Below are 11,676 nucleotides of genomic sequence, written 5' to 3'. Positions count from 1 at the left end.
GGGCAGTTGCAGGCAGAGTCTAGACCTCCTGTGTTTCACGTTTCCTTCGGGAGTTTGGCCAGATCCGGCCCCAGCCTCGGTATCCGCCCTCACCCGGCTGTGCCCGGCCTGTGAGTCCGCTGATTCTCACCCTTCGCTCAGAACGCGCTCAGTGATCCCACAGGCGCGGCCCCGATGGTCATGGCCATGAACGAGACAACCCTCGCCCCGCCCCCCGCGCCCGCCCAGGAGGGCAGGCACCGGGCCTCGACTCCGCCCGTCTCCCGGGTGAGAAGGCTGTTCGCCGGCGCCCCCGAGGACCCGCGCTGGGCCCGCCCCGCGCTGTGGGCGATCCTGGTCCTGGCCACGGCCCTGTACGCCTGGAACCTGTCCTCGATCACCGGCAACACCTTCTACAACGCGGCCGTCTACTCCGGCACCAAGAGCTGGAAGGCGTTCTTCTTCGGCGCGCTGGACTCCGGCAGCTTCATCACGGTCGACAAACCGCCGTTCGCGCTGTGGGTGATGGGCCTTTCGGCCCGCGTCTTCGGGTACGGCACCTGGCAGTTGATGCTGCCGATGGTGGCGGTCGGCACGGGCTCGGTGGCCCTGCTGTACCGGCTGGTCAAGCGGGACTTCGGCGTCGTGGCCGGCACGATCGCCGCGCTCACGCTCACCCTCACCCCCATCGCGGTCGCCATCAACCGTGACACCGACCCGGACCCGATCCTGGTCTTCCTGATGCTGCTCGGCGCCGCGGCCCTGCTGAAGGCCGTGCGCTCCGGCCGGCTGATGCCGCTGGTGTGGTCCGGCGTCGCGATCGGCTTCGCCTTCAACACGAAGATGATGCAGGCGTACGTCGTGCTGCCCGCGTTCTTCCTGGTCTATCTGTGGGCCGCGGACATCTCGCTGGGGCGCCGTATGCGCAACCTGGCCGTCGGCACGGTGGCGTTGATCGCCTCCAGTGCCTGGTGGATGGTGATCGTCGACCTGATTCCGGCTGCGGACCGGCCCTACATCGGCGGCTCGACGGACAACACCGTCTGGGACCTCGTCATCGGCTACAACGGCTTCGGCCGTATCTTCGGGGCGAGTTCGTCGGTCGGCTCGCAGGGCAACGGTGCGGGCTTCGGCGGCAGCGCGAGCATCTACCGGATGTTCAACGACATCATGGGCGGCCAGATCTCCTGGCTGATCCCCTTCGCCGCGATCGCCCTCGTCGGCGGGCTGGTGCTGCGCGGCCGGGCCCCGCGCACGGACGCCAGGCGGGCGGCGCTCATGCTCTGGGGCGGCTGGTTCGTGCTGCACTACCTGACCTTCTCCCTGGCCGAGGGCACCTTCCACCCGTACTACGTCACCGCCATGGCCCCCGGTATCGCGGCCGTGGCCGGCGCGGGCGGGGTCATGCTGTACCGCGCCTTCAAGGAGGGTTCGGCCGCGGTGGGGGTCCCCCCGCGCGAGCGGATTCGAGCGTGGGGGAGGGGCTGGGTGCTCCCGGCCGCCATCGCGGTCAGCTCGGTCTGGGCGATCATCCTGCTGCAGCGGGTCTCCGGCTCCGGGACGCTGTACACCGTCGCGGAGATCGTGGTCGGCGTCGCGGGTTCGGCGGCGGTGCTCGGTCTGCTTGCCGGGCGGTTCATGCAGCGGCAGAAGCTGGTCGGCTTCGCGGCGCTGGCCGCGATCGTGGCCCTGCTCGCCGGGCCCGCCGCGTACTCCGCCTCCGCAGCGACGACCGCGAGCAGCAACGGCACCAACCCGACGGCCGGGCCGAACACCGGGGGCGGCATGGGCGGCAGCAAGGGCGGTGCGCCGAGCAGGAGCGGCAGCAAGCCCAGTGGGAACGCCCCGAGTGGCTCCGGAAGCTCCGGTGGACAGTCCATGGGGCAGCCGCCCTCCGGTACGGGAAGCACCGCCACCAGGGGAAGCAGCGAGTCGCAGACCGGTCGTACCGCCTCAGGCACGGGCGGCGGCATGGGCGGTCAGGTCAGCTCCGCGATGATCACATATCTGAAGAAGCACCAGGACGGCGCCACGTGGCTGGTGGCGGTCGCCACGGACCAAACGGCGTCCTCGATCATCCTGGAGTCCGGTCAGCCGGTCATCTCGATGGGCGGCTGGTCCGGCAGTGACAACGCGATGACGCTCGCGGGGCTCAAGAGCCTGGTGAAGTCGGGCAGGCTGCACTACGTGATGGTCGGCAGCCAGGGCGGCCAGGGCACCAGCTCCGAGATCGCCACCTGGGTCAAGAAGCACGGCACGGCCGTGAGCGCCTACAGCGGCCTGTACCGCCTGGACGCCTCCGACGTCAGCTGACCTCCATCCCCCCTCCCCCAGCGGGCGGGCCGCCGGACTCCCCTACCGGCGGCCCGCCCTTTCCCATGCCCCGGGTTTCAGTGCGTCCGGCCCGCTGAAACCGCAGTGAAGCCGTCCTGAATCCGGCATCCCGCACGCTCTGCGGCATGAACCCGACGACACCACCGGCCATCGAAGCCACCGGCCTGAGCAAGGCGTACGGCGACAAGGTCGTCCTCGACGGCATCGACCTGCACGTCCCGCGCGGCACGGTCTTCGCGCTGCTCGGTCCGAACGGAGCCGGCAAGACCACCACCGTCCAGATCCTCTCCACCCTGATCCGCGCCGACGGCGGCGAGGCCCGGGTCGCCGGGCACGGTGTCGCCGCCGCACCGCAGTCGGTACGGGCCGCGATCGGCGTCACCGGCCAGTTCTCCGCCGTCGACAACCTGATCACCGGCGAGGAGAACATGGCGCTCATGGCGGACCTGCACCATCTCCCCCGCCTCGAGGGCAGGCGCGTCATCGCCGAACTCCTGGAGCGCTTCGACCTGGTGGAGGCCGCGAAGAAGCCCGCTGCCACCTACTCCGGCGGTATGCGGCGGCGCCTCGACATCGCGATGACACTCGTCGGTTCCCCCGAGGTGATCTTCCTCGACGAGCCGACCACGGGTCTCGACCCGCGCTCCCGGCACACGATGTGGCAGATCATCCGCGATCTCGTCGACGGCGGAGTCACCGTCTTCCTCACCACGCAGTACCTGGAGGAGGCCGACCAGCTCGCCGACCGCATCGCGGTGCTCAGCGGCGGCCGGATCGTCGCCGAGGGCACGCCGGACGAGCTCAAGCGTCTGGTCCCCGGCGGCCATGTCCGGCTCCGGTTCCTCGACCCCGCTCAACTCGCCCGCGCCGCCGAGGTGTTGGGCCTGGGACTGCTCCCCCACTCTCGGCTTCGCTCGAGCGGGGGGACCCCCATCGACGAGGCGCTGGCCCTCCAGGTCCCCGGCGACGGCAGCGTGCACACCCTGCGCGCCCTGCTCGACGCCCTCGACAGCGCCCGCGTCGACGTCGACTCCCTGACCGTGCACACCCCCGACCTCGACGACGTCTTCTTCGCGGTCACCGACCGCCCCGGCCACGAGAAGGTGCAGGCCCGATGACCACCGCCGCCCCGCCCGCCCCGCACGTCCGCGACTCGCTCACCATGCTGCGGCGCAATCTGCTGCACGCCCGCCGCTACCCCTCGATGACGCTCCAGGTCGCGCTCATCCCCGTCTTCCTGCTGCTGTTGTTCGTATACGTCTTCGGTTCGGCGCTCGGTGCCGGAATCGGCCAGGGCGGCGGCCGTACCGCGTACCTCGCCTACCTCGTCCCCGGCATCCTGCTGATGACCGCGGGCACCGGAAGCGTGCCGACGGCGGTCGCCGTGTGCACGGACATGACCGAGGGCATCGTCGCCCGCTTCCGCACGATGGCGATCTCCCGGGAGTCGATCCTCGTCGGCCACGTGGTCGGCAGTGTCATCCAGACAATGATCAACCTGGTCCTGGTGACCGTCGTCGCCCTCACCATCGGCTTCCGTCCCGACGCGAGCCCCTTGGAGTGGCTGGCGGCCATCGGGCTGATCGTTCTCTTCGTCCTTGGCCTGACCTGGCTGTCGGTCGCCCTCGGGCTGATCAGCAAGACGCCGGAGGGGGCCAGCAACGCCCCGCTGCCGATCTCGTTCCTGCTGCCCTTCGTCAGCAGCACCTTCGTACCGGTCGACTCGATGCCGTCCTGGATCCGCTGGTTCGCCGAGTACCAGCCGTTCACCACGGTCATCGAGACCTTGCGGGGACTGCTGACCGGAACAGGGATCGGGCACAACGGCTGGATGGCGGTGGCGTGGAGCGCGGGGATCGCGGTCCTCGGGTTTCTATGGTCGCTCCGCCTCTTCGACCGCGACCCCAGCTGACCCCTCTCCAACTACCGGAAAAGGCAACCGACATGACCAGCTCCGCCCTCCGTCTCACCCCCGAACTCGTCGAGAACCCCGTCGGCGCCTACGCCGCCCTGCGCATCCGCCCCGGCCTCGGCCACGTCGTCCTCCCCGGCCTGGACACCGCCGTACGGCTCGTCACCCGCCACGAGGACGTGAAGGCCGCGCTCACCGAACCGCGTCTGGTGCGGGACCGTTCGACGATCCCGGACTCCGAAATGCCGGATCCCCAGGCCGAGTTGCTGGCCCAGGGGGCCGACGGCCTCCCGCCCGAGTACGCGCAGTACCTCTCGGGCCACCTGGCGCTCTTCGACGGCGACGAGCACACCAGACGCCGCAACCCGCTCACCCGCGCCTTCACCGCCCGCCGGGTCGCCGCACTGCGCCCCTTCGTGGAGAAGACCGCACAGGAGCTGATCGAGTCCCTCACCGGGCGCGAACAGGCCGATCTGCTGGGCGAGTTCGCCTACCCGCTGAGCACCGCCGTCATCTGCGCGCTCGTCGGCGTGGACGCGGCCGACCAGGACAGGGTCTGCGGATGGATCCGGGACTTCGCATACGGCGACGGCAGCCGCGTCCTCGAAGGGCTCGGCGGTGTCGTGCAGTACACCAAGGACCTGGTGGCCCGGCGGCGTGCGGAGCCCGCGGACGACCTGGTGTCGGCGCTGCTGGCGGACGGCGGGATGACCGACGACGAGATCGTCACCGTCTTCTTCCTGCTGATCAACACCGGGATCACTCCTCCCGCCCTGTTCCTCGCCCACGCCGTCCTGGCCCTCATCGACCACCCGGACCAGCTGGAGCGGCTGCGCGCCGAACCCGAGCTGTTGGGCCGCGCGGTCCCCGAACTCCTCCGGTACGTCACCCTGGTGCGCATGGGCGCCACCCTGTACGCCACCGAGGACTTCGTGTTCGCCGGCACCCGGCTGAGGAAGGGCGAGGCGGTGACGGTCGCGCTGTTCGCCGCGGACCACGACCCGGCCGCGTACGACGCCCCCGAACGTCTCGACGTGGCCAGGGAGTTCGGCCGCGGGGACGGGCACCTGGCGTTCGGGCACGGCCCGCACTACTGCATCGGCGCGGCGCTCGGCCGGCTGGTGACCGGTGTCGTGTTCGAGGAGCTGCTGGTACGGCGGTCAGCGGCACCGGAGCTGGCCGTGGACCGCGCGGACGTGCGGTTCGGGCACTGGCCCGGCGACGGGTTCCATCTGCTGAGCCTGCCGGTCAGGCTGTGAGCCCGGCCCGCACCAGGCCGAGGGCGACCTCGCGCATCCCGTCCCCGTCCAGGGCGGCGTACGTGGACTCCGCGTCCTCGTACGCCGCCTTGTCGGCGTTCCGGGCGGCCTCGCGGGCGCGCGCCGAGGACATCGTGGGCTGGAAGTTGCGCAGGGCGCGGAAGCGTTCGGCGAGGGCGGTCAGCCGCGCCCCGCGCCCGCTGTCGCCGTCCTCGAGGGCGACCGTGGCCAGGGCGAGCAGCATGGCGCCGCACACCGGGTACTCGGCGGTGACCTGCTGCGGGGCCGGCCTGGGACGGGTCAGCAGGGTGGTGAGGCGGCCGGGCAGCGCCGCGGCCAGGGGAGCCACCAGGTCGGTGCGACCGTGCCGGGCGTGCGCGACGAGGGCGACCGACTGGAGCTCCAGCACCCAGCCCTCCATGAGGAGTTCGTCGCCGAAGACCGGGGCCGCGCGGCCGTTCTCCAGCCGTTCCAGGGCCCGGCGCCACAGGCCGAGCCCGGTCTCGACGTCGCCGCGGGCGAGGGCCATCTCGGCGCGGGCGCCCAGGTCGGGGGTGAAGGCATCGGAGCCGGCGCCCTCCGGCTGGTGCCGCAGCGCCTCCTCCAGCCAGTGCTCGGCGGCTTCGAGGTCGCCGGTCTGCAGATGGGCGAGCATCAGGCCCCACCGCATGCCGATCGCGTCGTTCCACCCGCCGAGGCCCTCCAGTGCGTTCAGCGCCGCCCGCAGGTGGACCAGGGCCTCGGCACCGCGCTCGGTCTGCAGGCAGAGTTCGGCGAGCCGGGAGGCGGGCCAGATCCGCAGCAACGGGATGTCCCGGTCGCCGAGCAGTTCGACCATGCGGCGGGCGGCGGCGAGGGCGAGGTCCGGCCGGTGCTCGCCCTCCCACACGTAACTGGCGACGCAGCCGGCGACGCCCGCGAGCAGCGGCTGCTCGGCGGCGCACAGTTCGGCCAGCGCGTCCCGGTCCGTCAGCACCTGCGGGAACGCCCGCAGCACCGCCGCGACGGCCCGCACCAGGGTGTCCGGCTCGGCGGGCGGCAGGCGGCGCAGGGTGACCAGGGTGCGGGCGGCACCCGGCCCGACGCCCAGGAACAGGTTGGCGGCCAGCAGAGCGGCGGCGGTGCGAGTCGGCTCTACGTATGCGGGGCCGGGCCGGTAGTGGGAAAGCGGCCGGGCGCAGTCCTCGGTGAGGGCGATCAGCCGCGGGTAGTCGGCCTCCGTGGTCCACAGGCCGGCGAGTACGGCGGAGACCGCAACGACGGTGTCGAGGTCCTCGCGGGCCAGCGCGAGGCGCAGCGCGTGGACGAGGTTGTCCTGCTCGGCGCGGATCAGCTGCCAGGACGCGAAGGGATGGGCGCCGAACGGGGAGTCGTGGTGGACGACCCCGAAGTCCCTGGCCCAGCCGAGGAACCGCTCCGTGACGGCGGCCTCCTCGCCGGCCCGCTCCCGGTGGGCGGCGGCGAACTCCCGTACCGTCTCCAGCATCCGGAAGCGGGTGCCGTACGCGGTGTCGGCCACCTTGAGCAGCGACTGGTCGACGAGATCCGCCAGGACCTCCAACGCGTCGAAGCCGTCGGCGAGTTGCTCCGCGGCGTCGGCGGTGAAGCCGTCCGGGAAGACGGACAGGGTGCGCAGGGCGGTCTGCCCCTCCTCGTCGAGGAGGTTCCAGCTCCAGTCGACGACGGCGTGCAGGGTGCGGTGGCGCTGCGGGGTGTCGCGGGGGCCGCCGCGCAGCAGCGCGAAGCGGTCCTCCAGGCGGCGGGTGATCTCGGCGACCGACATCACCCGCACACGGGCGGCGGCGAGTTCGGCGGCCAGGGGCAGGCCGTCGAGGCGGCGGCAGAGGACGGCCACGGTGTCGGCGGGCAGGTCGGCGTCGGGCCGGGCGGCACGGGCACGCTGCTCGAACAGCTCGACTGTGGCGGCGAGGTCCAGCTCGGGCAGCGGATAGACGGTCTCGGAGGTCAGGCCGAGCGGGGCGCGGCTGGTGGTGAGGACGCGCAGGTCCCCGGTCCGCGACACCAGGGCCTGCACGAGGTCGGCGACCCCGCGGACCACCTGCTCGCAGTTGTCCAGGACGAGCAGCGCAGGCCCGGAGCCCAGGGCAGTCACGATGCCGGTGATCGCATCCCCACCCGCGGCGGGACGCAGGCTCTCGCCGACGCCGAGTGCGGAGGCGACCTCGGCGGCGACATCGGCGTCCTGGCGGACACCGGCGAGCGGCACCAGATGCACGACGCGCTGCTCGGCGTCCCGGGCGACAGCGCTCGCGAGGCGGGTCTTGCCGAGGCCGCCGGGTCCGACGACCGAGGTGACGCGGGCGCTGTGCAGCAGCCGGGTGACGGCGGCGACATCGGCGTCCCGGCCGAGGAGGGGGTTGGGCTCGTGCGGTACCCCCCGCCGTACGACGGGGGCCTCGCCACGCAGCAGTTCCTGGTGGAGTTCCTGGAGGGCGGGCCCGGGGTCGGCGCCGAGCTCGTCGCGCAGACGGCGGCGGTGGGCGTCGTACGTGGCCAGGGCGGCGGCAGGTCCCGCGACGGCCGTCCGGCAGCGCATCAGCTCGAGGAGCAGTTCCTCGTCGTGGGGCCGCTCGGCGGCCAGTTCGGTGAGCGGGCCGACGGCTTCGTCCCGGCGGCCGGTGCGGGCGAGGGAGAGCGCGCGGGAGCGGACGAGCGCGCGGTGGGTCACGGCCCGCTCGGCGCGCAGCTCGCCGACGGGATCGCCGAAGCTGCCCGCTTGCTCGACCGGGGCGCCGTCCCACAGCCCGAGCCCCTCCTCCGCCTCGGCGAGGGCGCCCGCGTGGTCCCCTGCCCGCCCCTTCTCGGCGCAGGCGGCGGCGAACAGCAGGACGGCGGAGGTGTCGACCTGGTCCTCGCGCAGGGCGAGCCGGTAGCCGGTGGGGGTGCTGGCGATGACCTCGGCGCCGAGCTGACGGCGGGCCCTCGACACCAGGATCTGCAACGCCTTGACCGGGTTCTCGGGCTGCTCGTCCGGCCACAGCCCGTCGACCAGCCGCCCGGCACCGCACCCCGCCCGCAACTCCCCCGCCAGCAGCGCGAGCAGTCCCCGCAGCCGGGGTGCGGTGATCTCCTGCCCCCGGTGGGAGACGGACGACAGCAGCGTCAACTCGATGGTCACCGCGCCAGGTTAGTCAGTCTTTCAGCCCGTCTGGGGGTACCCCCTCTGGGGGAGTTTGAGGACGAGGCCGTCCAGGCCGAAAGCAGGGGTCTTGGGGCGCAGCCCCCAGGGTGTCGGTCACGCGACCGCCGAGGACTCCCCCGCGACCGGAAACCCCTCCGTCCGCAGCACCTGCCCCCCGGCGTCCACAGCGAACACCTCGCAGCCAGGCAGTGCGGCGGCCCACTCGATGCCCTGCACGCCCATCGCGAACGCGGCCGTCGCGACCGAGTCGGCCTCCGTCAGGGTGGCGGCCACGACGGTCAGGCTGAGCAGCCCGGTCGCCGGGAGCCCCGTACGGCCGTCGATGATGTGGTCGCCGCGTTCGTAGCGCGCGGAGGTCGCGACCGCCCCGTCGGTGAGCTCGAGGACGGTGCACAACTTGTCGGCGTGTTCGGGGTGGCGTACGCCGACCCGCCAGGGGCCGCCGGCGGCGACCACGTCACCGCCGGCGTTCAGGACGAACCTCTTCGCGCCGGCCGCCGTCAGCAGCTCCGCCGCCCGCTGCACCGACCAGCCCTTGACCACCGCACAGGGGTCGAGCCCGCGGCCGGGCAGCCGTACGTCGAAGGCTCCGCCCGTCGCTATCCGGTAGTGCTCGCACAGGTCGAGGACCTCGACGAGGTCGTCGCTGAGCTCGTGAGACTCCAGCTCGCCCCGGCCGTGGCGGGACACCTCGCTGTCGGGCCTGAACGGGCTGAACCGGGCGTCGACGTCGCGCAGCCACGCGAAGACCGCGTCGGCGGCCGACTCCGGAACGTCCTCGTCGTCGACCCGGAGCGAGACGGGGAAGCCCATGACGTGTTCGACGCGGTGCATTCGGATCAGCCCTTCGCGTCGATCGCGGCCTGGAGGGACTTCTTGTAGGCCTCGCTGGTGATCGTCGCGCCCGACACCGTGTCGATGTCTGCGCTCTGCGCCTTCAGCGTCTCCGCGACCAGCTTCGGCACCGCAGCCGTCGTCTGCGGATGGTTCGGCTGCTGCAGCATCTTCACAGCCGTGATGTCGTCGCCGTCGAAGGTCACCTGCACCTGCACGGGGCCCTTGGAGGTGGGCACCGTCGGGCCCGACACGGTGTCCGAGCCGGACGCGGGCTGCGACGACTTCGCGCTTGTGCCGTTCGAGGCGTTGGAGTCGATGGCGGCCTGGAGGGACTTCCGGTAGGCGTTGCTGGTGATGGTCGCACCGGACACCGTGTCGACGTGCGCGCTCTGCGCCTTCAACGTCCCCGCGATCAGCTTCGGCACCGCAGCCGTCGTCTGCGGATGGTTCGGCTGCTGCAACATCTTCACAGCGGTGATCTTCTCGCCGGAGAAGGTCACCTGGACCTGCACGGGCCCCTTCTCCGTGTTGATCGTCGTGCCCTTGACGACGGTGCCGGAGGAGGATCCGGACGATGTCGACGCCGACTCGGCTGTGGACGTGGTCCCGCCGACGGACGGCTCGTAGCGCCAGACCGGGACCAGGCCCGCGATGCTGAGGACGACGACAGGTATGGCTCGCTTCACGATGTCTTTCCCGTCTTCCTCATCCGGCCAGGCTGAAGCGTTCGAAGTGGATCTGCTGCTTGGGCACGCCCAGCTCGTCCAGGCTGCGCAGCACCGCGTTCATCATCGGCGGCGGCCCGCACAGGAAGACGTCCCGCTCGCCGATGTCCGGCACCAGCCGGGCCAGCTCGCTCGGCGCCAGCTTGTCGGGGACCGCGGGGCCGGTCACCAGGTGCAGCTCGGCGCCCTTGGCGAGGGCGAGTTCACGCAGCTCGTCGTAGAGGACGGCATCACGGTCCGAGGCCACGCGGTAGATGACGACCGCGTGGCCCTCGATGTCCTCCAGGATGGCCCGGATGGGGGTGACACCGACACCGCCCGCGATCAGCAGGGACTCGGGCTTCGTGCGGTGCAGCGTGGTGAAGGCGCCGTAGGGCCCCTCGGCGAACACACGTGTGCCGACCTTCACATGCCGCAGGGCGGCGCTGCCGTCGCCCGCCGCCTTGGCGGTGAGGCGCAGGGTGCGGCCGTCGGGGGCGGCCGAGAGGGAGAAGGGGTTCGCCTGCCACCAGCGGTCGCGGGTCAGGAACCGCCACAGGAAGAACTGGCCGGCCTGCGCGGGCATCCGGTCCAGGTCGCGCCCGGTCATGTAGATCGAGACGACGTTGTCGGACTCGTGGACGACCGCGGAGACCCGCAGCTGGTGGCGCAGGTTCCGCCACAGCGGCAGCACGAGGCGGCCGAGGACCACCGCGCCGAGGGCCACGCCCCACACGCCGTACCAGTACGTCTTGGCGGCGGACGACGCGGTGAACGTCGTACCGACGGCGACCTGGTGCGTGAACGCGAGCACCACGGCGACGTACGTGTAGAGGTGGATGAAGTGCCAGGTCTCGTAGGCGAGTCGGCGGCGGGCGTAGCGGGCGGAGACGGCGCCGACCACGAGGATGATGCCGAGCGCGACGATCGCGCGGAGCACGCCCTCCGTCGTCTCGGCGAGGTCGACGAGCTCGGTGACGGGGCCGACGCCCGCGCCGTCGGCGTAGCCGAAGCTGATGAAGACGGCGTGCGCGAGCAGCGTCCACAGCAGGGCGAAGCCGGTCCAGCGGTGCCAGGAGGTCAGCCGGTCCATGCCGATCCGGCGGTCGAGCCAGGGCAGCCGGGCCACCAGCACCAGCTGGAAGGCCATGACGAGGGCGCCGTAGAGGCCGAAGAGGCGGCCGATGACGATCAGGGCGTTGGAGGCGAAGCCCGCCTGGGCGAAGAAGTAGGCGACCGCGGCCACGTTGGCGGCGAGCACGGCGTACAGGCCCGTGCGGGCCACCACCCTGGGGCGTATCGCCGTGGGGGGCGCAGGGGGTGATTGGACGGTCGTCACGGGACGGCAGCTCCTTGATCGGGTCCTGGTAGGACAGAGCTTGGCGGGTAGGAGCTGTCGATAAGCTGTCGGACAACTTTCAAGTAGTTATCGATGTGCCCGCTGTGCCCCGGACCACATGGCCTCACCAGTCGCGTGCCGCACTATGA

The 11,676-nt window shown here is 71.9% G+C and carries 8 protein-coding genes; 4 read left to right on the top strand and 4 right to left on the bottom strand.

Translation table 11 applies throughout. The annotated features are described in order from the left end of the window. Positions 1 to 186: 186 nt before the first annotated feature. From EDD92_RS35780 to EDD92_RS35765, 4 genes are all read left to right on the top strand, one after another. Positions 187 to 2,292 carry a glycosyltransferase family 39 protein gene (locus tag EDD92_RS35780; RefSeq protein ID WP_260326975.1) on the top strand — a complete coding sequence of 702 codons (2,106 nt, stop codon included), beginning with the start codon at positions 187 to 189 and terminating at the stop codon, positions 2,290 to 2,292. Between the two features lie 146 nt (positions 2,293 to 2,438). Continuing rightward, positions 2,439 to 3,431 carry an ATP-binding cassette domain-containing protein gene (locus tag EDD92_RS35775; RefSeq protein WP_123968124.1) on the top strand — a complete coding sequence of 331 codons (993 nt, stop codon included), beginning with the start codon at positions 2,439 to 2,441 and terminating at the stop codon, positions 3,429 to 3,431. Then, the gene (locus tag EDD92_RS35770; protein ID WP_123968123.1) at positions 3,428 to 4,225 is read left to right on the top strand and encodes an ABC transporter permease; all 798 of its coding nucleotides are present in this window, start codon (positions 3,428 to 3,430) and stop codon (positions 4,223 to 4,225) included. Before EDD92_RS35775 ends, EDD92_RS35770 begins: the two co-directional genes overlap by 4 nt. Before the next feature lie 32 nt (positions 4,226 to 4,257). After that, positions 4,258 to 5,484, top strand: a complete 1,227-nt coding sequence (locus tag EDD92_RS35765) for a cytochrome P450 (RefSeq protein WP_123968122.1) — start codon at positions 4,258 to 4,260, stop codon at positions 5,482 to 5,484. On the opposite strand, the gene EDD92_RS35760 is transcribed toward EDD92_RS35765, so the two are convergent. The 4 genes from EDD92_RS35760 to EDD92_RS35745 form a co-directional block, all read right to left on the bottom strand. Then, entirely contained in the window at positions 5,474 to 8,623 is a 3,150-nt protein-coding gene (locus tag EDD92_RS35760) for a BTAD domain-containing putative transcriptional regulator (RefSeq protein WP_123968121.1), read from the bottom strand. The genes EDD92_RS35765 and EDD92_RS35760 overlap by 11 nt on opposite strands. 117 nt (positions 8,624 to 8,740) lie before the next feature. Beyond that, a complete protein-coding gene (locus EDD92_RS35755; RefSeq protein WP_123968120.1) occupies positions 8,741 to 9,481 on the bottom strand; it encodes an FAD:protein FMN transferase in 741 nt (246 codons plus the stop codon). A gap of 5 nt (positions 9,482 to 9,486) precedes the next feature. Beyond that, the gene (locus EDD92_RS35750; protein WP_123968119.1) at positions 9,487 to 10,170 is read right to left on the bottom strand and encodes an FMN-binding protein; all 684 of its coding nucleotides are present in this window, start codon (positions 10,168 to 10,170) and stop codon (positions 9,487 to 9,489) included. Between the two features lie 19 nt (positions 10,171 to 10,189). Next, a complete protein-coding gene (locus EDD92_RS35745) occupies positions 10,190 to 11,527 on the bottom strand; it encodes a ferric reductase-like transmembrane domain-containing protein (protein ID WP_123968118.1) in 1,338 nt (445 codons plus the stop codon). Positions 11,528 to 11,676 lie beyond the last annotated feature (149 nt).

The sequence above is a fragment of the Streptomyces sp. TLI_185 genome, from assembly GCF_003814765.1.
In the GTDB taxonomy this organism is placed as follows: Bacteria; Actinomycetota; Actinomycetes; order Streptomycetales; family Streptomycetaceae; genus Streptomyces.
The sequence above is the reverse complement of the archived record's forward strand: the minus strand, read 5'-3'. Positions and strand labels throughout refer to the sequence as shown.